The sequence below is a fragment of the Streptomyces sp. HUAS MG56 genome (genome assembly GCF_058673395.1).
The window spans coordinates 3,532,381-3,558,293 of sequence record NZ_CM178722.1; the positions used below are offsets into that span (position 1 = coordinate 3,532,381).

The 25,913-nt window shown below is 72.1% G+C and carries 27 protein-coding genes; 9 read left to right on the forward strand and 18 right to left on the reverse strand.

Going from position 1 to position 25,913, the window contains the following annotated elements; genetic code table 11:
• Window positions 1-23 precede the first annotated feature (23 nt).
• The 3 genes from AC4OXY_RS16805 to hisI are packed head-to-tail and all read right to left on the reverse strand — an operon-like array spanning window position 24 to window position 2,636.
• Window positions 24-662, reverse strand: a complete 639-nt coding sequence (locus AC4OXY_RS16805; RefSeq protein ID WP_356021097.1) for a TIGR02234 family membrane protein — start codon at window positions 660-662, stop codon at window positions 24-26.
• Window positions 663-687: 25 nt separating this feature from the next.
• Window positions 688-2,211 (reverse strand): anthranilate synthase component I, encoded by a 1,524-nt coding sequence (locus tag AC4OXY_RS16810; protein ID WP_402063426.1) that lies wholly within the window; start codon window positions 2,209-2,211, stop codon window positions 688-690.
• Between the two features lie 11 nt (window positions 2,212-2,222).
• Window positions 2,223-2,636 (reverse strand): phosphoribosyl-AMP cyclohydrolase, encoded by a 414-nt coding sequence (hisI, locus tag AC4OXY_RS16815; protein ID WP_402063428.1) that lies wholly within the window; start codon window positions 2,634-2,636, stop codon window positions 2,223-2,225.
• An 84-nt stretch (window positions 2,637-2,720) separates the two neighbouring features.
• On the opposite strand from hisI, the gene AC4OXY_RS16820 reads away from it, so the two are divergent.
• Both AC4OXY_RS16820 and AC4OXY_RS16825 read left to right on the forward strand, forming a co-directional pair.
• Entirely contained in the window at window positions 2,721-3,356 is a 636-nt protein-coding gene (locus AC4OXY_RS16820; RefSeq protein WP_356021090.1) for a TIGR03085 family metal-binding protein, read from the forward strand.
• A 4-nt stretch (window positions 3,357-3,360) separates the two neighbouring features.
• Complete coding sequence (locus tag AC4OXY_RS16825) at window positions 3,361-3,756, forward strand: VOC family protein (protein WP_356021088.1); 396 nt, start codon at window positions 3,361-3,363, stop codon at window positions 3,754-3,756.
• A 3-nt stretch (window positions 3,757-3,759) separates the two neighbouring features.
• Here AC4OXY_RS16825 and AC4OXY_RS16830 read toward each other — a convergent pair whose 3' ends face one another.
• The 10 genes from AC4OXY_RS16830 to hisD form a co-directional block, all read right to left on the reverse strand.
• Window positions 3,760-4,998, reverse strand: a complete 1,239-nt coding sequence (locus AC4OXY_RS16830; protein WP_356021086.1) for an MFS transporter — start codon at window positions 4,996-4,998, stop codon at window positions 3,760-3,762.
• A 13-nt stretch (window positions 4,999-5,011) separates the two neighbouring features.
• Window positions 5,012-5,599 (reverse strand): ArsR/SmtB family transcription factor, encoded by a 588-nt coding sequence (locus AC4OXY_RS16835; protein WP_356021084.1) that lies wholly within the window; start codon window positions 5,597-5,599, stop codon window positions 5,012-5,014.
• A gap of 86 nt (window positions 5,600-5,685) precedes the next feature.
• Window positions 5,686-6,441 (reverse strand): imidazole glycerol phosphate synthase subunit HisF, encoded by a 756-nt coding sequence (gene hisF, locus AC4OXY_RS16840; protein WP_356021082.1) that lies wholly within the window; start codon window positions 6,439-6,441, stop codon window positions 5,686-5,688.
• Between the two features lie 6 nt (window positions 6,442-6,447).
• Window positions 6,448-6,843 (reverse strand): RidA family protein, encoded by a 396-nt coding sequence (locus tag AC4OXY_RS16845; protein ID WP_071382786.1) that lies wholly within the window; start codon window positions 6,841-6,843, stop codon window positions 6,448-6,450.
• Window positions 6,840-7,565 carry a bifunctional 1-(5-phosphoribosyl)-5-((5-phosphoribosylamino)methylideneamino)imidazole-4-carboxamide isomerase/phosphoribosylanthranilate isomerase PriA gene (gene priA, locus AC4OXY_RS16850; RefSeq protein ID WP_071382787.1) on the reverse strand — a complete coding sequence of 242 codons (726 nt, stop codon included), beginning with the start codon at window positions 7,563-7,565 and terminating at the stop codon, window positions 6,840-6,842. The genes AC4OXY_RS16845 and priA overlap by 4 nt, the downstream gene beginning before the upstream one ends.
• 4 nt (window positions 7,566-7,569) lie before the next feature.
• Complete coding sequence (gene hisH / locus AC4OXY_RS16855; RefSeq protein ID WP_356021078.1) at window positions 7,570-8,217, reverse strand: imidazole glycerol phosphate synthase subunit HisH; 648 nt, start codon at window positions 8,215-8,217, stop codon at window positions 7,570-7,572.
• Window positions 8,208-8,372, reverse strand: a complete 165-nt coding sequence (locus AC4OXY_RS16860; protein WP_356021076.1) for a hypothetical protein — start codon at window positions 8,370-8,372, stop codon at window positions 8,208-8,210. Before AC4OXY_RS16860 ends, hisH begins: the two co-directional genes overlap by 10 nt.
• Before the next feature lie 4 nt (window positions 8,373-8,376).
• Window positions 8,377-8,979, reverse strand: coding sequence for an imidazoleglycerol-phosphate dehydratase HisB (gene hisB, locus AC4OXY_RS16865; RefSeq protein WP_071375442.1), 603 nt, complete (start codon window positions 8,977-8,979; stop codon window positions 8,377-8,379).
• Window positions 8,976-10,082, reverse strand: coding sequence for a histidinol-phosphate transaminase (locus AC4OXY_RS16870; protein ID WP_402063433.1), 1,107 nt, complete (start codon window positions 10,080-10,082; stop codon window positions 8,976-8,978). Before AC4OXY_RS16870 ends, hisB begins: the two co-directional genes overlap by 4 nt.
• A complete protein-coding gene (gene hisD, locus AC4OXY_RS16875) occupies window positions 10,079-11,404 on the reverse strand; it encodes a histidinol dehydrogenase (RefSeq protein WP_356021072.1) in 1,326 nt (441 codons plus the stop codon). The genes AC4OXY_RS16870 and hisD overlap by 4 nt, the downstream gene beginning before the upstream one ends.
• 183 nt (window positions 11,405-11,587) lie before the next feature.
• On the opposite strand from hisD, the gene AC4OXY_RS16880 reads away from it, so the two are divergent.
• The 4 genes from AC4OXY_RS16880 (at window position 11,588) to ybaK (ending at window position 15,617) form a co-directional block, all read left to right on the forward strand.
• A complete protein-coding gene (locus AC4OXY_RS16880) occupies window positions 11,588-13,165 on the forward strand; it encodes an oxidoreductase (protein WP_362823616.1) in 1,578 nt (525 codons plus the stop codon).
• Window positions 13,166-13,299: 134 nt separating this feature from the next.
• On the forward strand, window positions 13,300-14,352 hold the full coding sequence (locus AC4OXY_RS16885) for a hypothetical protein (RefSeq protein ID WP_491994156.1): 1,053 nt from the start codon (window positions 13,300-13,302) through the stop codon (window positions 14,350-14,352).
• An 11-nt stretch (window positions 14,353-14,363) separates the two neighbouring features.
• Window positions 14,364-15,104, forward strand: a complete 741-nt coding sequence (locus AC4OXY_RS16890) for an LON peptidase substrate-binding domain-containing protein (RefSeq protein ID WP_362823618.1) — start codon at window positions 14,364-14,366, stop codon at window positions 15,102-15,104.
• A 9-nt stretch (window positions 15,105-15,113) separates the two neighbouring features.
• Window positions 15,114-15,617 (forward strand): Cys-tRNA(Pro) deacylase, encoded by a 504-nt coding sequence (gene ybaK / locus AC4OXY_RS16895; protein WP_356021064.1) that lies wholly within the window; start codon window positions 15,114-15,116, stop codon window positions 15,615-15,617.
• A gap of 46 nt (window positions 15,618-15,663) precedes the next feature.
• On the opposite strand, the gene AC4OXY_RS16900 is transcribed toward ybaK, so the two are convergent.
• From AC4OXY_RS16900 to AC4OXY_RS16915, 4 genes are all read right to left on the reverse strand, one after another.
• The gene (locus tag AC4OXY_RS16900) at window positions 15,664-16,335 is read right to left on the reverse strand and encodes an AAA family ATPase (RefSeq protein ID WP_356021062.1); all 672 of its coding nucleotides are present in this window, start codon (window positions 16,333-16,335) and stop codon (window positions 15,664-15,666) included.
• A gap of 34 nt (window positions 16,336-16,369) precedes the next feature.
• A complete protein-coding gene (locus tag AC4OXY_RS16905; RefSeq protein ID WP_356021060.1) occupies window positions 16,370-17,191 on the reverse strand; it encodes an ABC transporter permease in 822 nt (273 codons plus the stop codon).
• A 91-nt stretch (window positions 17,192-17,282) separates the two neighbouring features.
• Window positions 17,283-18,305 (reverse strand): ABC transporter ATP-binding protein, encoded by a 1,023-nt coding sequence (locus tag AC4OXY_RS16910; protein WP_362823619.1) that lies wholly within the window; start codon window positions 18,303-18,305, stop codon window positions 17,283-17,285.
• 29 nt (window positions 18,306-18,334) lie between these two features.
• Window positions 18,335-19,594 carry an NYN domain-containing protein gene (locus tag AC4OXY_RS16915; RefSeq protein ID WP_376293632.1) on the reverse strand — a complete coding sequence of 420 codons (1,260 nt, stop codon included), beginning with the start codon at window positions 19,592-19,594 and terminating at the stop codon, window positions 18,335-18,337.
• A 227-nt stretch (window positions 19,595-19,821) separates the two neighbouring features.
• Here AC4OXY_RS16915 and AC4OXY_RS16920 point away from each other — a divergent pair, with 227 nt between their 5' ends.
• Complete coding sequence (locus AC4OXY_RS16920; protein WP_376293629.1) at window positions 19,822-19,995, forward strand: hypothetical protein; 174 nt, start codon at window positions 19,822-19,824, stop codon at window positions 19,993-19,995.
• A gap of 83 nt (window positions 19,996-20,078) precedes the next feature.
• Here AC4OXY_RS16920 and dnaE read toward each other — a convergent pair whose 3' ends face one another.
• On the reverse strand, window positions 20,079-23,618 hold the full coding sequence (gene dnaE, locus AC4OXY_RS16925) for a DNA polymerase III subunit alpha (protein ID WP_402063440.1): 3,540 nt from the start codon (window positions 23,616-23,618) through the stop codon (window positions 20,079-20,081).
• A gap of 200 nt (window positions 23,619-23,818) precedes the next feature.
• On the opposite strand from dnaE, the gene AC4OXY_RS16930 reads away from it, so the two are divergent.
• Window positions 23,819-25,144 (forward strand): DUF2252 domain-containing protein, encoded by a 1,326-nt coding sequence (locus tag AC4OXY_RS16930; RefSeq protein ID WP_356021049.1) that lies wholly within the window; start codon window positions 23,819-23,821, stop codon window positions 25,142-25,144.
• A gap of 68 nt (window positions 25,145-25,212) precedes the next feature.
• Entirely contained in the window at window positions 25,213-25,902 is a 690-nt protein-coding gene (locus tag AC4OXY_RS16935; RefSeq protein ID WP_491994157.1) for a hypothetical protein, read from the forward strand.
• The last annotated feature ends 11 nt before the right edge of the window (window positions 25,903-25,913 follow it).

Below are 25,913 nucleotides of genomic sequence, written 5' to 3' on the forward strand. Positions count from 1 at the left end.
CGCGCCCGGGGGCGGCCTGCGGCTCAGGCCCCGGTCGGGTCCTCACCGCGGTCCAGGGCCTTCCACATCTCCTCGGGCCGCTCGGGGTCGACCGGGCGGGCCTTGCGACGCGGGCGGTCGGTGCCGCGCTCGTAGCGGCCGGACATGGCGGGCCACAGGCTGCCGTAGCGCAGCGCGAGCAGGCCGGCCAGCAGGATCAGCACCCCGCCGACGGCCGCGACGTAGGGCCAGCCGGTGTGGCTGAGCGCCTCGACCGTGGCGGAGGTGTCGCCGCTGGCCTGGGCGGCCTTGTCGTCCAGCGCGGAGCTGTCGGAGGCGGACACGAGGGCGGCGGCCGCGATCCCGGCGCCGGACAGCGCGAGCAGCCCGGCGACGACGAGGCGGCCGGCCCGGCGGACGGCGAAGACGGCGACGAGCGCGGCGAGGCCCACTATGGCGAGGGCCGCCGGGACGCCCGTGACGTCGCTGCCCTTCGCGGTGAGCGGGAACGCTCCGCCGGCCACCGTCGCGGTGCCCTCCGCCCAGCGCTGCCGGGTCGCGAGCAGCGCCACGGCCGCGCCGAGCGCACCGCACAGGAGGGCCAGGGCGAGGCTCCGGCGGCCGGACCGGACGGGCTCGGCGGCTTCGGAACGGGGGTGAGGAACGGCAGTCACGTACTCCACTATCGCCTGAACCCCGGGCGAACCGTCACCCGGGGGTTCGGATGGGACGTGCCTTACGGGCGGAAGGCGCCTGTGCGCCCAGCCGGTTGGCCGTGTGGACCGCGCGCAGCACCGCCGCCGCCTTGTTGCGGCACTCCTGGTCCTCGGCCACCGGGTCGGAGTCGGCGACGATGCCGGCACCGGCCTGGACGTAGGCCGTGCCGTCGCGCAGCAGGGCCGTGCGGATCGCGATGGCGGTGTCGGAGTCGCCCGCGAAGTCGAGGTAGCCGACACAGCCGCCGTACAGGCCGCGGCGGGAGGGCTCCAGTTCGTCGATGATCTGCATCGCGCGGGGCTTGGGGGCGCCGGAGAGGGTGCCCGCCGGGAAGCAGGCGGTGAGCACGTCGAAGGCCGTGCGGCCCGCGGAGACCCGGCCGGTGACGGTCGAGACGATGTGCATCACGTGGGAGTACCGCTCGACGGACATGAAGTCGACCACCTCGACCGAGCCGGGCTCGCAGACCCGGCCGAGGTCGTTGCGCCCGAGGTCGACCAGCATCAGGTGCTCGGCGCGCTCCTTGGGGTCGGCCATCAGCTCCTCGGCGAGGGCCTGGTCCTCCTGCGGGGTGGCCCCGCGCGGGCGGGTGCCGGCGATGGGGTGGACCATGGCCCGCCCGTCCTCGACCTTCACCAGGGCCTCGGGGGACGAGCCGACGACGTCGAACCCGTCGAAGCGGAAGAGGTACATGTACGGCGAGGGGTTGGTGGTCCGCAGCACCCGGTAGACGTCCAGGGCGCTCGCCGTGCACGGGGTCTCGAAGCGCTGGGAGGGCACGACCTGGAAGGCCTCGCCCGCGCGGATGCGCTCCTTGACGTCCTCGACGGCGGCCTGGAAGTCGGGGCCGCCCCACAGCGCGGTGTACTCGGGCAGCTCCGAGGGCGGCAGGACGGCCGGGGGCTGGGCCACCGCGCGCGTGAGGTCGGCCTCCATCGCGTCGAGGCGGGCCACGGCGTCGGCGTAGGCCTCGTCCACGCCGGTGGCGAGGTCGTTGTGGTTGATCGCGTTGGCGATCAACAGGACCGAGCCCTCCCAGTGGTCCATCACGGCGAGGTCGCTGGTCAGGAGCATGGTCAGCTCGGGCAGCCCGAGGTCGTCGCGCTCGCCGGGGCCGATCTTCTCCAGGCGGCGGACGATGTCGTAGCCGAGGTAGCCGACCATGCCGCCGGTGAAGGGGGGCAGGCCCTCCTGGTTCGGGGTGTGCAGGGTCTGGAGCGTGGCGCGCAGCACCTGGAGGGGGTCGCCGTCGACGGGGACGCCGACCGGCGGGGTGCCCAGCCAGTGGGCCTGGCCGTCGCGCGTGGTGAGCGTGGCGGAGCTGCGGACGCCCACGAAGGAGTACCGGGACCAGGAGCGGCCGTTCTCCGCGGACTCCAGGAGGAAGGTGCCGGGGCGCTCGGCGGCGAGCTTGCGGTAGAGCGCCACCGGGGTGTCGCCGTCGGCGAGGAGCTTGCGCGTGACCGGGATGACGCGCCGGTCGGCGGCGAGCTTGCGGAAGGTCTCGAGGTCCATGGCCGCTGACCTTACTGATCGGAGCCGGCCGGGCCGGAATCGATGTCGCCGTCGCCGTCCTTGAGCAGCACGTCCTCGTCGAAGCAGGTGCGCGCGCCGGTGTGGCAGGCGGCGCCGACCTGGTCGACCTTGACGAGCACGGTGTCGGCGTCGCAGTCGAGCGCGACCGATCTCACCCACTGGAAGTGGCCCGAGGTGTCGCCCTTGACCCAGTACTCCTGGCGGCTGCGGGACCAGTAGGTGCAGCGGCCGGTGGTCAGCGTGCGATGCAGCGCCTCGTCGTCCATCCAGCCGAGCATGAGCACCTCTCCGGTGTCGTACTGCTGGGCGATGGCGGGGACGAGTCCGTCGGGGCTGCGCTTGAGGCGCGCGGCGATCTCCGGGTCGAGGCTGCTGGGCCGGGGCGTTCCGGTCGTGCTGGTCATGGGTGCCATTGTGCCGCGCTGCACCGACAACGCGGGGAGTACGTCCGCTGGGCGGACTTTCTGACCGGTCGTAGGCTGATCCCCATGTCGACCTTCGCCAAGCGTGAACGGCTGCTGCTCGCGGACCTGCTGGAGACCGTCGGACCGGACGCCGAGACCCTCTGCGAGGGCTGGCACACCCGGGACCTGGCCGCGCACGTGATCGTGCGCGAACGCCGCCCCGACGCGGCCGGGGGCACGCTGGTCAAGCAGCTCCTGCCACGCCTGGAGAAGGTGATGGCCGAGTACACCGCGAAGCCGTACGACGAGCTGATCCAGCTGATCCGCACCGGCCCGCCGCGTTTCTCGCCGTTCCAGCTGAAGCAGGTCGACGAGGCGGCCAACATCGTCGAGTTCTACGTCCACACCGAGGACGTGCGCCGGGCGCAGCCGGACTGGAGCGCGCGCGAGCTGGACCCGGTCTTCCAGGACGCCCTGTGGTCCCGGCTGGAGCGCACCGCGCGGCTGCTGGGCCGGGGGGTGCCGACGGGTCTGGTGCTGCGCCGCCCGGACGGGCAGACGGTGGTGGCGCACCGGGGTGTGCCGGTGGTGACGGTGACCGGCGAGCCGTCCGAGCTGGTCATGTTCGCCTTCGGCCGGCAGAGCGCGGCCCGGGTGGACCTGGAGGGCGACGCGGACGCCATCGAGAAGGTGCAGGGCACCAAGCAGCTCGGGTTCTGATCCCATGATCAAGGTCGCGATGACGGGTGTGTACGTGGACGACGTGGCAGCGGCCCACGCCTTCTACACGGACGTCCTGGGCTTCGAGACGCGGGTCCACCGGGACCTGGGTGGCGACGCCCTGTTCGTCGCGGTCGGCGCGCCCGGGGCCCAGCCGGATCTCCAGTTGCTGCTGGAGCCCGGGCAGGGCCCGATCGCGCAGGCGTACCGCGGCGCGCTGTACGACGCGGGCATCCCGTGCATCGTCTTCTCCGTGGACGACCTTCCGGCGGAGTACCTGCGGCTGCGCGCCCTGGGTGTCCGGTTCACGCACCCGCCGCAGCGGCAGGGGCCGGTCCTCGCGGCGGTGTTCGACGACACGTGCGGCAATCTGGTGCAGCTGGTTCAGTCGCGGGAGTGATGTTCAGCGGGGCAGTTCGGCGGTGCGCAGGGCCGGTACGGCGAGGGCGACGACCCCGCCGAGTCCGCAGACGGCGGCGCTGACGACGTAGACCGGGCGCAGCCCCCAGGCCCCGACAGCGGCGGCGGCGAAGGGCATGCTGAGCGGGGTGAGGCCGAGGCTGACCAGGCTGGAGACGGCGGTGACGCGGCCCAGGAAGGCGGGGTCGGACCGGGTCTGGAGCAGCGCGCCGCACATCACCCCGCTCAGCCCGGTGAGCAGGCCGACGAGCAGGGCCGTGCCAACGGCGGTCAGCAGGGTGGGGGCGTAGGCGAGGGCGCCGACGGCGATCGAGCCGGCGATGATCGTGCACCCGGCGACGAGTCCGGCGCGGGGCAGCCGCCCCCGGACGGCCAGCAGCAGCGAGGCGGCGCCCGCGCCGGTGCCGAACCCGGCGAGTATCCAGCCCATGCCGGCGGCGCCCCAGCCGCGATGGTCGGCGAGCAGGGTCAGTCCGACGTTCAGGGGGCCGACGAATCCCAGGTCGCCGAGGGCGATGGCGAGCATCAGCGGGGCGAGGACGCGGTGGCCGCGGATGTGGCGCAGCCCGGCCCTGAGGTCCGCCCAGGCCGTGCCCTTCGGTGCGGCGTCCCGCGTCGGCAGGTCCCGTACGCGCACGCGGACCAGCAGCGGCACGGACACGGCGATGAGCAGCCCGGCGAGGGCGAACGCGGCCGGAGCGCCGCCGGCGGCCACCCCGAGCCCGCCGAGCGGGGCGCCGACGACGCTCGCGAACCGGATGGCGAGGCTGCGCATGCCCTGGACCCGGCCGAGCTGGTCCTGCGCGGTGAGCCGGGCCGGCAGGGCGCCCACGGCGGGCACGAAGACGGCGTCGACGGCGCCGAAGACCAGCGCCAGCAGGGCGAGCGGCCACAGCCCCGGGCTGGTGAGGAACAGCAGGGCGGCCACGGCGAGGACGGCCGCACAGCGCACGGCATCACTGCCGATGACCACCCGGCGCGGACCGAACCGGTCGGCGATCACTCCGCCGCCGAGCATCAGCACGGCCCGGGGCAGCGCGCTCGCCGACATCACGAGACCGGCCTGCGCCGGGGTTCCGGCCCGGACGGCGGCCCAGGACAGGGCGAGGTAGTAGACGCTGTCGCCCAGCATCGAGGAGGTGTAGGCGGCGAGCCAGCGCCGGACGTTGCCGTCGCGGTGGGCGGGCGTGGTGGTCGACGGGGCGGCGAGCGTGGCGGTCACGGGAGGGGCCCTCTCAGACGCGGAACGGGAAGCCGTACACGTGCAGCGCGACGTGCTCGCGCCCTTCGGTGTCGCCGGCGGCCTCGTGGGCTCGCCCCTGCTCGTCGTAGCGCTTGAGCAGGTCGTGCAGGTCCTTCTTCAGCTCCGCCAGTTCCGCGGCGGTCAGCCTGAGCAGCGACTCGGAGTCATGGGCGGCCTCGCTCCACTCCGGGCCCCAGTGGGCGCGCTCGTCCAGGTACCTCCGGTACATCTCGGCCCGCTGCTCCAGGAACATCCGGGAGGCCGCGAGATGCGCCGCCACCTTCTCGGGGGCGTCCTGGAAGTCCTCGTCGCGGATGGAGACGCCGTCGGAGGACGGCTGCCACCAGCGCTCACGGCCGTCCGCGCTGCGCGGCTCGGCCTCCTCGACCAGGCCGTGCTCGGCGAGCTTGCGCAGGTGGTAACTGACCAGCGAGACGGCCTCGTCGACCTGCTCGGCGAGATGGGAGGCGGTGGCCGCCTCGGCGACGAACAGCAGTCGGTAGAGCTTCATGCGCAGCGGATGCGCGAGCGCCTTGAGTGTGCCGACGTCGGTGATCCGCCGGTTCTCCTTGCTTGCCATGGGCACGACCGTAGATGCGAAAGAGAAGTTGCACAACAGATTTTGCGCAACTTCCCTTTCGTATCTGACCGAAGCCCGGCGCAGCGTCAGCGCACGGGGTGGCCCGCCTCCCGCAGGGTCTGCTTCACCTGGCCGATCCGCAGGTCGCCGAAGTGGAAGACGGAGGCCGCGAGCACCGCGTCCGCGCCCGCCGCGACGGCCGGCGGGAAGTCGGCCAGCTTGCCGGCGCCGCCCGAGGCGATGACCGGGACGGTGACGTGCTTGCGAACGGCCGCGATCATCTCCAGGTCGTAGCCGTCCTTGGTGCCGTCGGCGTCCATCGAGTTCAGCAGGATCTCGCCCGCGCCCAGCTCGGCCGCCCGGTGCGCCCACTCGACGGCGTCGATGCCGGTGCCCTTGCGGCCGCCGTGGGTGGTGACCTCGAAGGAACCCGACGCGGTGCGGCGGGCGTCCACCGAGAGGACCAGGACCTGGCGGCCGAAGCGTTCCGCGATCTCGCGGATCAGCTCGGGGCGCGCGATCGCGGCCGTGTTCACGCCGACCTTGTCGGCGCCCGCCCGCAGCAGCTTGTCCACGTCCTCGGCCGTACGGACGCCGCCGCCGACGGTCAGCGGGATGAAGACCTGCTCGGCGGTGCGGCGCACCACGTCGTACGTCGTCTCCCGGTTGCCCGAGGACGCGGTGATGTCCAGGAACGTCAGCTCGTCGGCGCCCTCGGCGTCGTACACCTTCGCCATCTCGACGGGGTCGCCCGCGTCGCGCAGGTTCTGGAAGTTGACGCCCTTGACGACCCGGCCGTTGTCCACGTCCAGGCAGGGGATGACTCGGACCGCCAGGGTCATGACTGCTCAGGCTCCTCTGAATGCTTCGAGTTCTACTTCGACCAGGATGCGCGGGTCGACGAAGCCCTCGACCACGAGAAGGGTCGTCGCCGGGCGCACGGAGTCGAACAGCTCCTTGTGGGCCCGGCCCGCCTCGTCGACGTCGCGCACATGGCTCAGGTACATGCGGGTACGGATCACGGACTCGATGCCGAGCCCGAACTCCTTCAGCGCTTCGAGGGCGTTGCCGAAGGCGACCCTGGTCTGCTCGTACGGGTCGCCCTCGCCGTACAGCACCGTGCCCTTGAAGGACGTGGTGCCGCCCACCGACACCCGGTCCCCCGCCGCGACGGCGCGTGCGAAGCCGAAACTCTCTTCCCAGGGACTTCCGCTCTGCACCCGCCGCACGGCATCGGACGTCATGACGACACAGCCTCCAGGGCCTCTTCCAGGGTGAACGCCTTCGCGTACAGGGCCTTCCCGACGATGGAGCCCTCGACACCGAGGGGTACCAGCTCGGCGATGGCCCGGAGGTCGTCCAGCGACGACACGCCGCCGGAGGCCACGACCGGACGGTCGGTGGCGGCACAGACGTTGCGCAGCAGCTCCAGGTTGGGGCCCTGGAGCGTGCCGTCCTTCGCGATGTCGGTGACGACGTAGCGGGCGCAGCCCTCCTTGTTCAGGCGGTCCAGCGTCTCGTAGAGGTCGCCGCCGTCACGGGTCCAGCCGCGGCCGCGCAGCGTGGTGCCGCGCACGTCCAGGCCGACCGCGATCTTGTCGCCGTGCTCGGCGATGACCTTGGCGACCCACTCGGGGGTCTCCAGTGCGGCCGTGCCCAGGTTCACCCGGGTGCAGCCGGTGGCCAGGGCGGCGGCCAGCGAGGCGTCGTCACGGATGCCGCCGGACAGCTCCACCTTGATGTCCATCGCCCGCGCGACCTCGGCGATCAGCTCGCGGTTGTCACCGGTGCCGAACGCGGCGTCCAGGTCGACCAGGTGCAGCCACTCGGCGCCGGAGCGCTGCCAGGCGAGGGCGGCCTCCAGCGGGGAGCCGTACGAGGTCTCCGTGCCGGACTCGCCGTGCACGAGGCGGACGGCCTGGCCGTCGCGGACGTCGACGGCGGGGAGGAGTTCGAGCTTGGCCATGTCTCTACAGGGTTCCGATCCAGTTGGTGAGGAGCTGGGCGCCGGCGTCGCCGGACTTCTCGGGGTGGAACTGGGTGGCCCACAGGGCGCCGTTCTCCACCGCCGCCACGAACGGCCTGCCGTGCGTCGACCAGGTGACCTTGGGGGCGGCGATCAGCGGGTTGTGCGACTCCAACTGCCAGTCGTGGACGGCGTAGGAGTGCACGAAGTAGTAGCGGGCGTCGGCGTCGAGGCCCGCGAACAGCTGGGAGTCGGCCGGGGCGTCGACGGTGTTCCAGCCCATGTGGGGCACGACGTCGGCCTCCAGCGGCGCGACCGTGCCGGGCCACTCGTCCAGGCCCTCGGCCTCCACGCCGTGCTCGATGCCGCGCGCGAAGAGGATCTGCATGCCGACGCAGATGCCCATCACCGGGCGCCCGCCGGACAGCCGGCGGTCGACCACCCAGTCGCCGCGGGCGGCGCGCAGGCCCTCCATGCAGGCGGCGAACGCGCCGACGCCCGGCACCAGCAGGCCGTCGGCGTTCATCGCCTTGTCGAAGTCACGCGTGATCTCGACATCGGCGCCCACGCGCGCGAGGGCACGCTCGGCGGACCGGACGTTGCCGAAGCCGTAGTCGAAGACGACAACCCTCTTGGGGGCGGTCAATTCCACACCCCCAGCCGCATGACGCCCGCGACGAGGCACATGGCCGCGCCGATGGAGAGCAGCACGATGAGGCTCGTGGGCATCTTCTGCTTGACGAAGGAGATGATGCCGCCGACCAGGAAGAGACCGACGACGATCAGGATGGTGGAGAGGCTGGTCATGGGGTTACAGCGCGCCCTTCGTGGAGGGGAGGATGCCGGCCGCGCGCGGGTCGCGCTCGGAGGCATAGCGCAGCGCCCGGGCGAGGGCCTTGAACTGGCACTCCACGATGTGGTGCGCGTTGCGCCCGTACGGCACGTGCACGTGCAGCGCGATCTGTGCCTGGGCGACGAAGGACTCCAGGATGTGCCGGGTCATCGTCGTGTCGTACTCGCCGATCATCGGCGCCATGTTCTCGGGCTCGGTGTGCACGAGGTAGGGGCGGCCGGACAGGTCGACGGTCACCTGGGCGAGGGACTCGTCCAGCGGGACCGTGCAGTTGCCGAAGCGGTAGATCCCCACCTTGTCGCCGAGGGCCTGCTTGAAGGCGGCGCCCAGCGCGAGGGCGGTGTCCTCGATGGTGTGGTGGGAGTCGATGTGCAGGTCGCCGTCGGTCTTCACGGTCAGGTCGAACAGACCGTGCCGGCCGAGCTGGTCGAGCATGTGGTCGTAGAAGCCGACGCCGGTGGCGATGTCGGTCCTCCCGGTGCCGTCGAGGTCGATCTCGACCAGGACGGACGTCTCCTTCGTCGTACGCTCTGTTCTTCCCACGCGACCTTCGCGAGTCATGCCTCAAGCTCCTTCTTGACTTCACGGACCGCGTCGAGGAACGCGTCGTTCTCCTGCGGGGTGCCGGCGGAGACCCGCAGCCATCCCGGTACGCCGTTGTCCCGGACCAGGACGCCGCGGTCGAGGATCTTCTGCCAGGCCTCGTGGGAGTCCGCGAACCGGCCGAACTGCACGAAGTTCGCGTCGGACTCGATGACGTCGTAGCCGGTCGCGCGCAGCTCGGCGACCAGCCGGTCCCGCTCCGCCTTCAGCTGCTCGACGTACTTCAGCAGGGTGTCGGTGTGCTCCAGGGCGGCCAGGGCGGTCGCCTGGGTGATGGCCGACAGGTGGTACGGCAGCCGGACGAGCTGGACGGCGTCCACGACCGCCGGGTCGGCGGCGAGGTAGCCGAGGCGCAGGCCCGCGGCGCCGAACGCCTTCGACATCGTGCGGGAGACGACGAGGTGCGGGCGGCCTTCGAGGAGGGGCAGCAGCGAGTCGCCGTGGCTGAACTCGATGTACGCCTCGTCCACGACCACCATCGACGGCTTGGCCGCCTGGGCCGCCTCGTACAGCGCGAGGACGGTCTCGGGCGCAACCGCGTTGCCCGTGGGGTTGTTGGGGGTGGTGATGAAGACGACGTCGGGCTTGTGCTCGGCGATGGCCCGCTCGGCGGCGGCGAGGTCGATCGTGAAGTCCTCGTTCCGGGGCCCGGAGATCCAGCCGGTGCCCGTGCCGCGCGCGATGAGCGCGTGCATCGAGTACGACGGCTCGAAGCCGATCGCCGTACGGCCCGGTCCGCCGAAGGTCTGCAGCAGTTGCTGGATGACCTCGTTGGAGCCGTTGGCCGCCCAGACGTTCTCGATGCCGAGGGGGTACTTGCCGGTGTTCTTGAGGTACTTGGCCAGCTCGGTGCGCAGCTGGACCGCGTCCCGGTCGGGGTAGCGGTTCAGGTCGCGGGCGGCCTCGCGCACCCGCTCCGCGATCCGCTCGACCAGCGGCTCGGGCAGCGGGTAGGGGTTCTCGTTGGTGTTCAGCCGTACGGGGACGTCCAACTGGGGCGCGCCGTAGGGGGACTTGCCGCGCAGCTCGTCCCGTACGGGCAGATCGTCGATGCCGGTCACTTGCTCGTCGGTACCTTCCAGCCGAACCTCGCCTTGATCGCCGCGCCGTGCGCCGGCAGGTCCTCCGCCTCCGCCAGCGTCACCACGTGGGCGGCGACCTCGGCGAGCGCGTCCTTCGTGTAGTCCACGATGTGGATGCCGCGCAGGAAGGACTGGACGGACAAGCCCGAGGAGTGGCAGGCGCAGCCGCCGGTGGGCAGGACGTGGTTGGACCCGGCCGCGTAGTCGCCGAGGGAGACGGGGGCCCAGGGGCCGATGAAGATCGCGCCCGCGTTCTTCACGCGGTCGGCCACCGCGGCGGCGTCGGCGGTCTGGATCTCCAGGTGCTCGGCGCCGTAGGCGTCGACCACGCGCAGGCCCTCGTCCAGGCCGTCCACGAGGACGATCGCGGACTGCCGGCCCTCAAGGGCGGGCACGATCCGGTCCTCGATGTGCTTGGTGGCCTCGACCTGCGGCCGCAGTTCCTTCTCCACCGCGTCCGCCAGCTCGACGGAGTCGGTGACGAGGACGGCGGCGGCCAGCGGGTCGTGCTCGGCCTGGCTGATCAGGTCCGCGGCGACGTGCACCGGGTCGGCGGTGTCGTCGGCGAGGACCGCGATCTCGGTCGGGCCGGCCTCGGCGTCGATGCCGATCCGGCCGGTGAAGAAGCGCTTGGCGGCGGCGACCCAGATGTTGCCGGGGCCGGTGACCATGTTGGCGGCGGCGCAGGACTCGGTGCCGTAGGCGAACATCGCGACGGCGGTGGCGCCGCCCGCGGCGTAGACCTCGTCCACGCCGAGCAGGGCGCAGGCCGCGAGGATCGTCGGGTGCGGCAGGCCCCCGAACTCGGCCTGCGGCGGCGAGGCGAGCGCGATGGACGCGACGCCGGCCTCCTGGGCCGGTACGGCGTTCATGATCACGGAGGAGGGGTAGACGGACCGGCCGCCCGGCGCGTACAGCCCGACGCGCTCGACCGGCACCCACTTCTCGGTCACCGAGCCGCCCGGCACCACCTGCGTGGTGTGCGTGTCGCGGCGCTGCTCGCGGTGGACCAGGCGGGCGCGGCGGATGGACTCCTCCAGCGCGGCGCGCACGGCCGGGTCGAGGGTCTTGAGGGCATCGGTGAGGGCCTCGGCCGGCACCCGGACGGATTCCAGCCGTACTCCGTCGAACTTCTCGGCGAAGTCGATCAGCGCCGCGTCGCCACGATGATGCACGGCCTCGCAGATCGGACGCACCTTCTCCAGGGCGGCCGAGACGTCGAAGTCGGCTCGGGGCAGCAGGTCGCGCAGGGCGGGGCCCTCGGGAAGGGCGTCGCCGCGCAGATCGATTCGGGAGATCACGGACTCAATTCTCTCAGACCGGGGTCGGGCACCGTGCGCGCGTATCAATGGCTGATACAGAACGTGGCCTGATTCGGAAGATCTCCTTCACCTCTAGTGTTCCAGCAGTCACTCAGCGGGCATGAACGGCTGTACGAAATGTCATGCGCGAGCGTCGTGCGCGGGAAGAGAGAAGGAACGGCGGTGACCGAGGGGGCCGGCTTCGTCGCCGGGGACGTGCCGGACGAGCTGACGGCGGCCGAGGCGGGCATGTGGCAGGCCTTCCGCAACGGCAGTGTGTACGACCTGAACAGCGGCGACGCCGTCGTGGACGATCCGCACGGCGGGCATCCCTGGGGACCCGAGCGGACCGTGCGGGCCCGGATCGTGTGCTGGCTGCTGCTGGACGGGCCGCCGGCGCTCGCGGGCCGGGTGTCCGCGCTGAAGCTCGCCGGCGTGCGGATCACCGGCACGATGGAGCTGGCGGGCGGCCAGATCACGCCGTACGTCGAGCTGCGCGGCTGCCGCTTCGACGACGAGGTACGGGTGCCGGAGGCCCGGTTCACGACCCTGCGCCTGGTGAACTGCGCGGTGCCGCGCCTGGAGGCCGCCCGGGTGCACACCGAGGGCGATCTGCATCTGCCGCGCTGCCGCTTCCAGAACGGGATCCGGCTGACCGACGCGCACATCGGCACGGATCTGCTGCTCAACGAGGCGATCGTGTACCGCGACCGCAGCGGCCGGTCGATCGCGGCGGACGGCATGACCGTCGGCCAGGACCTCCAGGCGGAGCTGCTGGAGTCGCACGGCGAGCTGAGCCTGCGCAGCGCCAAGGTCGGCGTGTCGCTCAGCCTGCGGGGCGCGAAACTCGCCAATCCCTACGCCCGGCTCGCCCTGAACGCACCGCAGCTGACCGTCGAGCGCACCCTGTACCTGACCCCGGCCGGCGTCGGCGGCGCGCAGCTGAGCGGTACGACTCCCGCGCGCGGGACGCGGATCCAGCGCTTCGAGTGCCGGGGCGGACTGCGGCTGGACGACGGGCGGTTCGGGGACGCCGTCGACCTGGAGCGGGCCCGCTTCGCCCTCACCGACGACCAGGAGCTGTCCCTGCGCCGGGTGCACACGCCCGAGCTGCGCTTCCTCGGCGACCGGCCGCAGCGCGGCAAGGTCCTGCTGTCCGGGGCACGGATCGTCAACCTGGTGGACCGCGCGAACGCCTGGCCGGGGACCGGGAACCTGCACATGGGCGGTTTCACGTACGAGAACCTCGTGCCGCAGGGCCCCTTCCCGCTGACCCGGCGCCTGGACTGGATAGCGGCGGCCACGGCGGAGTACGCCCCGGAGCCGTACGAGCGGCTGGCGGCGGTGCTGCGCGCGGCCGGCGAGGACGAGGACGCGCGCGAGGTGCTGCTCGCCAAGCAGCGCCGGCGCCGCGAGACGCTGCCGCTGGCCGCGAAGTTCCTCGGGTACGTCCAGGACTGGACGGTCGCCTACGGCTACCGGCCGGGCCGGGCCGCGGTGTGGATGGCGGTGCTGTGGGCGGCGGGCACGCTGGCCTTCGCCCACGCGGACCACCTCCCGGCGAACCACGACGAGCACCCCTACTGGAGCCCGGCCCTGTTCACGCTGGACCTGCTGCTGCCGGTGATCGACCTGGGCCAGGCGGGCGAGTGGGAGCTGCACGGCGTCTGGGACTGGCTGAAGGCCGCGATGATCCTGCTCGGCTGGATACTCGCGACGACCGTGGCGGCGGGGGCGACGCGGCTGCTGCGGCGGGGCTGAGGGGACCCAGGAGGGCGGGGGCCACAGCCGATACCCAGACGAACCCGCACCTTTACCGCTCTTTGACCTCGCGCCGTACAACTTTCCTGGACTTCCCCGAACCCTCTGGCGCGCCCCCGACCTGCGGACTTTCAATGGTCGACACCATGGCTCCGCTGCCCTCGTTCATCCGCTGCGCCCTGATGAACAGACGCTCCGCGCGCCCGGCCGGCCGGCCCGAGACCGGGGCCGAGGCCGTACTCGACGCGCCCGACGACCGGCTCTCCCCCGCGCTGGTCGCGGCCGGCCGGGGCGAGTACGCCACGGCGGCCGCCCTGCTGACCGCCACCCGGACCGCGGCCGCCTGGGAGAGCCACGACCGGTACGTCCGGCACCTGGCCGGCTTCGCCCGCTCGCGCCCCGAGTGGTTCGACGCCTGGCACACGGCCCTCCCGCAGGATCCCGGCGTGCTGCTGGTCGCGACGCAGCTCGCGGTGGACCGGGTCTGGTCCTCCCCGGCCCGCGCCGAACTGCTGCGCGAGGTGAGCCCGCTGATCACCGCCGCCGCCCGGGCCGACGACCGCGATCCGGTGCCCTGGCGGATCGCGCTGGACCACGCGCGCGGCTCCGGGGCCGGGCACCGCTATGTCGAGGAGCTGTGGGAGGCGGCCGTACGGCGGGCCCCGCACCACCACGGCTGCCATGTGTCCGCCCTGCGCTATCTGGGCACGTCCTGGCACGGCGCGCACCGCGAGTGCCTGGACTTCGCCGACCGGGCCGCGCAGGACGCGCCCGCCGACTCGCTGGTCCAGGCGCTGCCGGCCCGCGCGGCCCTCGGCTATCTGACCGACGGCTGCGGCCCCGAGGTGCCGCGCGCCCGGCTGGACGCGGCGGCCGACCGGGCCCTCGCCCTGTCGGAGCGCTTCCCCCCGGCCGACCCCTGGCCGGCCGGGATCCGCAACGAGCTCCTGTACGTCCTGCTGCGCCTGGAGCGGTGGAAGGACGCCCGCGCCCAGCTGGTCCTCATCGGCCCGTACGCCACGTCGTTCCCCTGGGACCGGTTCTCCGACGACCCGCTGGGCCACTTCCTGCGGCTGCGCGAGCACCTGCTGGCACCCGGTACGCGGCCCCTGCCCGCGGGGCCGGCGCCCTGGTCCCCGGTCCCGCTCGGCGGGCACGGCGGACACGTTCGCGCCGGTGACCACTAGGCTGGGGCGCCGTGACCACCGTCCGTCTCCCGCTCTTCCCGCTGAACACCGTGCTGTTCCCGGGACTCGTGCTGCCACTCAACGTCTTCGAGGAGCGCTATCGCGCCGTGATGCGCGAGTTGCTCAAGACACCCGAGGACGAGCCGCGCCGGTTCGCGGTCGTGGCGATCCGCGACGGCTACGAGGTGGCGCCGAGCGCCCCCGGCATGCCGGATCCGACCGCGCAGCCGGAGCGCGGGCCGGCCGCGGGCTTCGGCCCGGACCCGCTCAAGGCCCTCCACACGACGGCCTGTGTGGCGGACGCGGCGACGATCCGGGAGCGGGCCGACGGCACGTTCGAGGTCCTCGCGACGGGCACGACGCGCGTGCGTCTGCTCTCGATCGACGCGTCGGGCCCGTTCCTGACGGCGGAGTGCGAGGAGCTGCCGGAGGAGCCGGGCGACGAGGCCGGCGCGCTGGCCGAGGGCGTCCTGCGCTCCTTCCGCCAGTACCAGAAGCGGCTGGCCGGTGCCCGTGAGCGCTCGCTGTCCTCGGGCGCGGAGCTGCCGGACGACCCGGGCGTGGTGTCGTACCTGGTGGCGGCCGCGATGGTCCACGACACCCCGACGAAGCAACGGCTGCTGCAGGCCCCGGACACCGCCTCGCGCCTGCGCGACGAGCTGAAACTGCTGCGCGCCGAGACGGCCATCATCCGTAACCTGCCCTCGCTGCCCGCGTTCGAGCTGACCCGGGCGCCGACGAGCCTGAACTGAGGAAGCCGGATGGCGAAGAAGCAGAAGAAGCCGCAGCAGTCCGGGGGAACGCCCGCGACGGTCGCCCTGACCTCGGCCGGCGTGGACTTCACGGTCCACGCCTACGACCACGACCCCGCCCACCCCTCCTACGGCGAGGAGGCGGCCGAGGCGATGGGTGTCTCCCCGGACCGCGTCTTCAAGACCCTGGTCGCGGACGTCGACGGCGCCCTGACGGTGGCCGTGGTCCCGGTCTCCGGCTCCCTGGACCTCAAGGCGCTGGCGGCGGCGGTCGGCGGCAAGCGGGCGGCCATGGCCGACCCGGCCCTGGCGGAACGCACGACGGGCTACGTCCGCGGCGGCATCTCCCCGTTGGGCCAGCGCAAGCGCCTCAGGACGGTCCTGGACGACTCGGCGGCGGCACACGCCACCATCTGCGTCTCGGCGGGCCGCAGGGGCCTGGAGGTGGAGCTGGCACCGGGCGACCTGGCGAAGCTGACGGACGCGGTGCTGGCACCGGTGGGACGAGGCTGACGAGCAGCGCTGCCGGCCGAGCGCCGAGCGGGGAGGAAGGGGCCGGCTACGCCGGCGGCGCCCCGTACAGGTCCTCGGTCATCGGTCCCGGCGGATACGGGAGCTCGGGGTCCCGGGGGCCGAAGGCCGCCGTCAGGGCGAGGTGGACGACCAGTGCGGCCAGCGGCCAGGCCAGCAGCGCCCCCTTCGCGCCCAGCTTCAGCGGCGCCGGGAAGGTGACTCCCTTCCCCACCTGCTGCGCGTGCGCGATCACGTCGGACGTGGGCCCGAGCCACACCCCGAGCCGCCACGCCAGCAGTGACGCGAGCAGCGCGCCGACGCCGAGGCCCACCACGGCCGGTACGCCCCCGCGCCGCCGCCACAGGAACACGGCGAGCCCGCTGACCAGCCCGAGGCCCAGCGCCAGCAGGGTGAAGGTGCCGTCCACCCCGATGGCCTGCTCGCCCTCGCTGTCCTTGAGGTAGACCACCCAGCTCTTGTCCACCTCGTCGCCGACCAGCGGCACGTGCGGCGCCAGCCACCACCACAGCAGCCCCAGCAGCACCCCGCCCAGCGCCACGGCCACCGTGATGCCGGCGGCCTCCCGCAACTCGGTCTTCATTCCGGGCCCGTCCTCTTCGTACGTGCCCGCACCCGGCCCCGCGGCAGGCGGAACCTGCCAGGCGTGGTGCGCGGAGTCGTCGTGCGGCGGCGGTGGCGGAGTCAGCGGTGCGGTCACCCTGACATCGTGCCAGGTCGCGCTGTGCGCCGCGTCACCGGACGGCGGCCCGGCGGTACGCCCAGGTCGCCACGGCCAGCGAGACCACCCCGACACCGGCGCACACCCCCAGGTCGGCGAGGACGACGGCCCAGTCCGGACGCTCGGCGAAGGTGCGGGCGTACGCCTCCACGCCGTACGTCGACGGCAGCAGATCGCGTGCGAGCCGGATGATCTCCGGCATCCGGTCGGCCGGCAGCACCCCGAGCAGCAGTGCCGCGGACATGCCCAGCTGACCGAGCAGCGTGGCCAGCTCGGGCCGCGGCGCGAGCAGCCCGCAGGCGGCGCCGAGCCCGGACAGCGCGGCCCCGGCGAGCGGGATCACGAGCAGCAGGATCCACAGGTTGGACAGCGGCAGCCCGAACAGCGCGCACCCGAAGACGGCGGTCACCAGGGTCCCCGGCACCGTGAAGGAGGCGTAGGCGGCCGCCGCGCCGAGCACCACCGCGGCCGGCGGCACCGGCAGCGTGGCGTAGTGGTCGAGGCCGCCGCTGGCCCGCAGCTGCCCGAAGTACTGGGAGAGCAGGTTCAGCGCGACGTAGGCGACGACCAGTACCGCCGACCCGGCCACCACGGACTGGGCCTCGGTACCGCTGTCGACGACGCCGCGCATCATCACCGCGATGCCGACGGACTGGAAGGTCGCCACGAACAGCAGCGGGATCCGCGCCACCCGGGCCCGGGACAGCTGCGCCCGGTAGACGGCCGCCAGCGACGGCCACAGCCGCGCGGGCGGACCGAGTCCGTCCGTGTCCCGTGCCGTCTCGGGCACGGCCGGGACACCGCCCGGCAGAACCTGGGCGGGTACGACACTCACGTCGAGCTGCTCCTCTTCCCTGCGGCCGTCGCGTGCACCACGTACACCCCGTACGCCTCTACGACCGATACGCATGTCGCGGTCTGCGCGCTCATGCCTTCACCAGCCCCTGCCGGGCCGCACCGCCGAGCGCCAGGTAGACGTCCTCCAGGCTGGGCGTGGCGAGGGTGAAGTCGTCCAGCGCGGCGAAGGCGGCCCCGCCGGTCACGGTGGCGACGGCGGCCCGGGCCTCCTCGGGCGCGAGCCGCAGCGTCCAGCGCCGGCCGGACTCCGCCGCGCGCTCGCGCAGGGCGGCGACCTCGGGCACCTCCAGCGGCGCCCGCTCCCGCCACACGAGCTCGACCCGCACCTCGCCGGAGACCTGTTCCTTCAGCCCGGCCGGACTGTCGCAGGCGATGACCCGGCCCCGGTCGATGACGGCGACCCGGTCCAGGACGGTCTCGGCCTCGATGACGTTGTGGGTGACCAGCAGCACCGTCGTGCCGCGCTCGGCGCGCCGCCGGTCCACGGCCGCCCACACCGCGCGCCGGGCCACCGGGTCCATGCCGGTGGTCGGCTCGTCCAGCACGAGCAGCGGGCGCCGGCCGACGAGGGCGGCGGCGAAGCAGGCGAGCCGGCGCTGCCCGCCGGACAGCTTCTTCAGCGCCCGCCCGGCGATCGGCGCGAGCCCCAGCTCGTCCAGCACGGCGTCCCGCTCGGCCCGCGCCCGCCGTACGTCGAGGCCGCGCAGGACTCCGGTGGTCTCGACGGCGAGGGAGACGGTCAGCTCGTCCAGCGCGGAGGACTCCTGGCCGAGGTAGGCGAGCAGGCGCGCGGCGCGCTCGGGGTGCCGCACGATGTCGTGGCCCAGGATCTCGACGCTGCCGGCGTCCGGCCGCATGAGTCCGGTGAGCTGCCGTACGAGGGTGGACTTGCCGGCGCCGTTCGGCCCGAGCAGCCCGAAGACCTCGCCGCGCCGGACGCTCAGCTCGATCCCGTCGGTGGCCCGCACCTCGGGGGTGCCGGGGGCGCCGCGCCGTCCCTTGACGGCCGGGTAGGTCTTGGCGAGCCCGCGCACGCGTACGACCTCGTCCTCCCCGTCCTCCCGAGGGGCCTGTACCGCGCGCGTGTTCACAAGGGACGAGGGTACGGGGTCCGGGGCCTTTACTCGCCTTTGGGGCCAGCCATGGGGGTTCCGCCCGGGTTCAGTCCCCCGGTGGGAGCGGGTTCCGTCCCCGCGGGCACGTCGATCTCCCGCCAGAAGCCCGCCCGAATGGCGTAACGGTCGTGCTCGTCGATCTGGTCGTCCTTGTGGGCGAGCAGCCCGAACCGGGCGGCGTAGCGCAGCAGCTCCCCGTCGATGCGGTGCGGGACGCGCGGGTACATCTGCGCCAGCTTCTGGAGGTGGCCCTGGTCGCCGAGGCGGGAGATCCAGCGCCGGGCGAAGACCTGGCCCACCTCGTACGGGTCGCCGCCGACCGTCGTGATGTCCTCCTCGCGGTCGGCCCAGCGCTGCTCGGCGGTGGTGAGCTGGGCGAGCGTCGGCATGGCGGCGGCCTCGGGCGGCTCGGAGACCACGCCGGGGCGGTCCACCCAGCCCTTGTCGGAGGACCAGCGCAGGGTCGCGGTCGCCGGGTTCTGGGCGGGCTGGGCGCCGGGGGCGCGCAGGGCGGCGAGGTCCTTGGGGGTGGGTACGCCCTTGGGGGCGGCGGCCCGCTCCTGCGCGCCGTTGGCGCTCGCCGCGGCGGCCGGCGGCGGGCCCTGCTCGGCCGGGCGCTCGGCCGCGGCGGCGAGCGCGGACTCGGGCAGCGGCGCGGAGAGGATCGCGGCGATCTCGGGGCGGGGCACGGGCGGCGGGGCGCAGACGCCGGTCAGCTCCTTGGCGCGGACGGCCTGGGTGATCCAGGCGCGGTCCAGCACACGCCGTTCGTCGGCCTCGGCGACCAGGTCCTCGGACTGGTTGTAGTCGCCGTCGGCGGCCTGGACGGCCCACAGGTGGACGGCGACGCCGTGCTCCTTGGCGGCCATCATGCCGGGCAGCAGATCGCCGTCGCCCGTGACGAGGACGACGTCGGAGCAGGCGCGGTTGCGGGCCAGCTCCGTCAGCTCGGCGTGCATGGCGGCGTCCACGCCCTTCTGCGCCCAGCGTCCGTCGCTGCGGGTGAGGGCGCCGAGCCGGACGGTGACCCGGGGCATGACGCGCAGCCGGCGGTGCTCGGGCTGGGGAACGCGGTCGGGGGCGCCGTCGAACCAGTAGATGCGCAGCAGCGGGCGCTCGGTCTCGGCTTCCGCGCGCTCGCGCAGCGCCTGGATCAGCGCGGTGTGGTCGACGGTGATCCGGGACCGCGAGGGCTCACCGGCGAGGAGGCTGGCGGCTGCGCCCAGCAGATACCCGGCGTCCACCAGGACGATGCAGCGGTCCACGCGACTCACCCTCTTCCCGGGAGGCTTTGGATTTCGGACTTCCTTCGAGTCTGCCCGACCACGCGGAGGTTAACGGCCGGAACTGGATCTTCGGCGTGGCGTTTCCGGCCCACGCACGCCCACCTGCCCTGTCACACACGGTAATTATCCGACATGCGCCTGATGTCGGCGTATGTGAATCTGAATCCGGCCCTGGCCCCTAGATCCCCCACAGGAGGCAGATCACCATGGCCAAGAACAAGAAGCAGGACCGAGGTCAGCAGCGCGCCTCGCAGGCCGAGCGCGGGCAGGAACAGGCCCAGAAGTCCTCGGTGGAGGCACGCACCGAGCAGCACCTCTCCCAGGTGACGCCCGGGGACCTGGCGCGCAAGGGCAAGCAGAAGCGGTTCGGCCACAACTGACATCTGCATAAAGGGCACTTGAGCCCAGGCACACGACGAGGGGCGCACCCGCCACGGGTGCGCCCCTCGTACGTCTCCGCTCGCTAGCCCGCCAGGCAGGACGGGCCGAGCAGCACCTTCAGGTCGCCGAAGAGCGCCGGATCGGGCTTGACGCGGTGCCGGTCCAGGCGCAGCACGGTGGTCTTGCGCGGGCCCTGGAGCTTGATCCGGACCTCGCTGTCGCCCTTGTGGTGGCTGAGGATCTCACCGAGGCGGCTGACCATGGGCGGAGTGACCCTGGTGGCCGGGATGGTGAGGATCACCGGCGCGTTGGCGCCCGCGTTGGACAGGTCCGGGACCATCAGCTCCATGGCGACGAGCCGCGGCACGTCCTCGCGCTTGTCGAGGCGGCCCTTGACGAACACCACGGCGTCCTCGACGAGTTGGGTCGACACCAGCTGGTACGTCGCCGGGAAGAACATGCACTCGATGGAGCCGGCGAGGTCCTCGACGGTGGCGATCGCCCAGGCGTTGCCCTGCTTGGTCATCTTGCGCTGGAGGCCGGAGATGATGCCGCCGATGGTGACGACCGCGCCGTCCGCGTGCTCGCCTCCGGTCAGTTGGGCGATACCCGCGTCGGCCTTGTCGGAGAGCACGTGCTCCAGGCCGAAGAGCGGGTGGTCGGAGACGTACAGACCGAGCATCTCCCGCTCCTGGGCGAGCAGATAGGTCTTGTCCCACTCCTCGTCGGTGAACTGCACGTCGAGTCCAAAGCCGGGCTCGTCGCTCTCCTCCTCGCCCATCCCGCCGAAGAGGTCGAACTGGCCCTCGGCCTCCTTGCGTTTGACCGCGACCACGTTGTCGATCATCGAGTCGAAGTGCGCGGTGAGGCCCTTGCGGGTGTGCCCCAGGGAGTCGAAGGCGCCCGCCTTGATCAGCGATTCCGTGGTGCGCTTGTTGCACGCGACCGCCTCGACCTTGTCGAGGTAGTCGGGGAAGGAGCTGTACTTGCCCTTGGCCTTGCGGCTCCTGATGATCGATTCCACCACGTTCGTACCGACGTTGCGCACGGCTTCGAGGCCGAAGAGGATCACGTCGTCGCCCTGGGCGGCGAAGTTGTGCACCGACTCGTTGACGTTCGGCGGGAGCACCTTGATGCCCATGCGGCGGCACTCGTTGAGGTAGACGGCCGACTTGTCCTTGTCGTCCTTGACCGACGTGAGCAGCCCGGCCATGTACTCGGCGGGGTGGTTCGCCTTCAGGTAGGCGGTCCAGTACGAGACCAGGCCGTACGCGGCGGAGTGCGCCTTGTTGAACGCGTATCCGGCGAACGGGACCAGCACGTCCCACAGGGCCTGGATGGCCTCGTCGCTGTAGCCGTTCTTGCGGGCGCCCGCCTGGAAGATGGTGAAGTTCTTCGCCAGCTCCTCGGGCTTCTTCTTGCCCATCACGCGGCGCAGGATGTCGGCCTCGCCGAGCGAGTACCCGGCGATGATCTGGGCGGCCTTCTGCACCTGCTCCTGGTAGACGATCAGGCCGTAGGTGACGGCCAGGACCTCTTCCAGGGGCTCCTCCAGCTCCTTGTGGATCGGGGTGATCTCCTGGAGCTTGTTCTTGCGGAGCGCGTAGTTCGTGTGCGAGTCCATGCCCATCGGGCCGGGACGGTAGAGCGCCGAGACGGCGGAGATGTCTTCGAAGTTGTCGGGCTTCATCAGCCGCAGCAGCGAGCGCATGGGGCCGCCGTCGAACTGGAAGACGCCCAGGGTGTCACCGCGCTGGAGGAGTTCGAAGGTCTTCGGGTCGTCGAGCGGCAGGGCGAGCAGGTCGAGGTCGATGCCCTTGTTGGACTTCACCATCTTGACGGCGTCGTCCATGATCGTCAGGTTGCGCAGGCCGAGGAAGTCCATCTTCAGCAGGCCGAGCGACTCGCACTGCGGGTAGTCCCACTGCGTGATGGTCACGCCGTCCGTGTGCCGCACCCAGATCGGGGCGTGGTCGACGATGGGCTCGCTGGACATGATCACGCCGGCGGCGTGCACACCCATCTGCCGCACCAGGCCCTCGACGCCCTTCGCTGTGTCGATGACCTTCTTGACGTCCGGCTCGTTCTCGTACATCCCCCGGATCTCGCCCGCCTCGTTGTAGCGCGGGTGCGAGGGGTTGGTGATGCCGTCGAGGTCGATGCCCTTGCCGAGGACGTCGGCGGGCATCGCCTTGGTGAGGCGGTCGCCCATCGCGTACGGGTAGCCCAGCACGCGCGCGGAGTCCTTGATGGCGTTCTTCGCCTTGATCTTGCCGTAGGTGCCGATCATGGCGACCTTGTCGGCGCCGTACTTCTCGGTCACGTACCTGATCACCTCGACGCGCCTGCGCTCGTCGAAGTCGATGTCGACGTCGGGCATGGAGACGCGCTCGGGGTTGAGGAACCGCTCGAAGATCAGGCCGTGCGGGATCGGGTCGAGGTCGGTGATGCCCATGGCGTACGCGACGATCGAGCCGGCCGCCGAGCCTCGGCCGGGGCCGACCGCGATGCCGTTCTTCTTGGCCCACATGATGAAGTCGGCGACGACGAGGAAGTAGCCCGGGAACCCCATCTGGATGATGACGTCCATCTCGTACTCGGCCTGCTTCTGCCGGTCGTCCGGGATGCCGCCGGGGAAGCGGCGCTCCATGCCCCGGCGGACCTCCTCCTGGAACCAGGTGACCTCGGTGTAGCCGTCGGGGATGTCGAACTTCGGCATGAGGTCGCGCTTCTCGAACATGCCGGTCGTGTCGACCATCTCGGCGACCAGGAGCGTGTTGGCGCACCCCTCCTGCCAGGCGTCCGAGGAGTCGATGGCGTACATCTCGTCCGTGGACTTCAGGTAGTAGCCGGTGCCGTCGAACTTGAAGCGGTCCGGGTCGGAGAGGTTCTTGCCGGTCTGGATGCACAGCAGGGCGTCGTGGGCGGTCGCCTCGTGCGCGTACGTGTAGTGCGAGTCGTTGGTGACCAGCGGGGGGATGCCGAGCTTCTTGCCGATCTCCAGGAGGCCTTCGCGGACCCGGTGCTCGATCTCGATGCCGTGGTCCATCAGCTCCAGGAAGTACCGGTCCTTGCCGAAGATGTCCTGGTAGTCGGCGGCGGCCTTCAGTGCCTCGTCGTACTGCCCGAGACGCAGCCGGGTCTGGAGCTCACCGGAGGGGCAGCCGGTGGAGGCGACGATCCCCTCGGACCACTGGGAGATCGTCTCCTTGTCCATCCGGGGCCACTTCTGGAGCCAGCCCTCGGCGTACGCGTCCGAGGAGAGCCGGAAGAGGTTGTGCAGGCCCGTACTGTTCACGGCCCACATCGTCTTGTGGGTGTAACCGCCGGAGCCGGAGACGTCGTCCCGCTTCTGGTGCGGCTGGCCCCACTGGATCTTGCGCTTGTTGCGCCGCGACTCGGGGGCGACATACGCCTCGATCCCGATGATCGGGGTGATTCCGGCCTTCTTCGCGGAGTGGAAGAAGTCGTACGCCCCGTGGAGGTTGCCGTGGTCGGACATGGCGATGTGCGTCATGCCCATCTCGTTGCAGGCGTTGAACATGTCCTTGAGCCGCGCGGCACCGTCCAGCAGCGAGTACTGGGTGTGGACGTGCAGGTGCGTGAAGGGCGGCTTTGACACGGTATGGCCTCCAACGGAAACGCTCGGCATGGGGCGGACGGGGAGTTCTGGGGTCAGCGGGAAGTCTATGCCTCGCCACTGACACGCACGGCCTCTTCGCGCGTACCTTCGGGCGGAACCGGGCACTCCCGCATGGCGTCGCCCGTTGGAGACGACAGAAACGCTGTCGCTCATGCACTTGCACCAGGAGGCACCCCGCGATGTCGGTCCACCGGCTCAACGACGAGCAGCGCGGCGAGGAGATCCTCGCCGTCTTCGACACCGCCTTCGGCCGGCTCCTGGCCGCCGACCCGGCCGCGTTCCGGGTGAAGTTCCGGAAGATGGCGGCCTCGGCGTTCGCGTTCTACCGGGGCACGGCATGCCTCTTCTACCACGACCTGGACGCCGAGAAGCGCGGCGGTCCGTTCCTGGACGACCGCACCTCGCGCGTGTGGATCCACGGCGACCTGCACGCGGAGAACTTCGGCACGTACATGGACGCAGGCGGCCGCCTGGTCTTCAACGTCAACGACTTCGACGAGGCCTACGTCGGCCCCTTCACCTGGGACCTGAAGCGCTTCTCGGCCTCGATCGCCCTGATCGGATACGCGAAGGCGCTCGGTGACGAGCAGATCACCGAACTGGTGCGGATCTACGCGGGCGCGTACCGCGAGCGCATCCACGCCCTGGCCACGGGCGCCAAGAGCGACGAGGTGCCGCCGTTCACGCTGGACACGGCGGAGGGCCCGCTCCTCGACGCGCTGCGTGACGCCCGCTCGCTGACCCGCTTCGGGCTGCTGGAGTCGATGACCGAGATCCGCGACTTCGAGCGCCGCTTCGCGCCGGACGGCGGCTCGATCGAGCTGGACGCCGCGACCCGCTACAAGATCCTGGCCGCCTTCGACGGATATCTGGAGACCCTGCCGGACGCCTCGCTGGCCCGGCCCGACTCCTACCGGGTGAAGGACGTCGTCGGCCGCCGGGGCATCGGCATCGGCTCGGCCGGTCTGCCGTCGTACAACATCCTCCTGGAGGGCCACAGCGACGCCCTGGAGAACGACGTCGTGATCTACGTCAAGCAGGCGCAGACCCCGGCCGTCTCCCGGCACATCACGGATCCGGCCATCGCGGGCTACTTCCAGCACGAGGGCCACCGCACGGTGATCTCCCAGCGCGCCCTCCAGGCACACGCCGACCCGTGGCTGGGCTGGACCGAGCTGGACGGGGCGGGCCAGCTGGTCGCCGAGGTCTCGCCGTACGCCGTGGACCTGGACTGGAGCGACATCGACGACCCGGAGGAGATCGCCCAGGTCGTCGCCGACCTGGGCCGGGCCACGGCGGCGATGCACGCGGCGGCGGACGACCAGTCCGGCGAGTCCCTGGTGCCGTTCTCCACCGAGCGGGCCATCGACGCGGCGCTCGCGGCCGACGAGGAGGGCTTCGCGCCCCTGCTGGTGGACTTCGCGCACAGTTACGGCGCACGCGCGCGCGGCGACCACCAGATCTTCGTCGACCTGTTCCGCAACGGCCGGATTCCGGGGCTGTAACCTTCGCGCACTCACAGGCACTCTTTAGGGGTCCCTTACTCACGTACGTGACAGACTCTTCAATCGCTATGGACATATCCGGGATCCAGCTCAGAGCCGTGCGCGCGGCGCTGTTCACGGCCTTCGTCGTGACGCTCAGCACCGCGTCGCACGTGCTGCTGTCCCAGGCCCCGCTGCCGGCGGGGACGGTGCTGGCGGTCTGCGCCGGCGTCTTCGCCGCCGCGTACGCGCTCGCGGGCCGCGAGCGCGGCTTCGGCCGGATCGCGGCCCTGCTGATCCCGGTGGAGCTGGCCGCCGACACCGTGTTCACCACGGGCCAGCACACCTGCTACGGCCGGGCGGGCGGCCCGGTCGCGGGCCCGCTGCGCGCCTTCGGCCTCGACGTGCTGTGCCAGGGCGGTGCCGTCGGCACCCCGCTCGCCCGGATGACCGGGGGCCAGGGCCACCCGGAGGCGCTGCTCGCGCACGCCGGCCCGACGGCCGCGTGGCTGCTGCTCGCCGCGCACGTCGGCGTGGGGCTGCTCGCCGCCGCCTGGCTGCGCCGGGGCGAGCGGGCGCTGATGCAGCTGCTGCGCGCGGTCGCCGCCACCACCTTCCGGCCGCTGCTGCTGGCGGTGACCTCCGCCGCCGTACGGCCGGCCCCGGCCCGCCGGCTGCCGCGGCCGGCTCCCGGCCCGGCGACAGCCCGCGACCGGCTTCTCGTGCACTCCCTGGGACGGCGTGGACCGCCGTGCTCACCCGCCCTCGCCGCCGTCTGAACGGCTTGTAC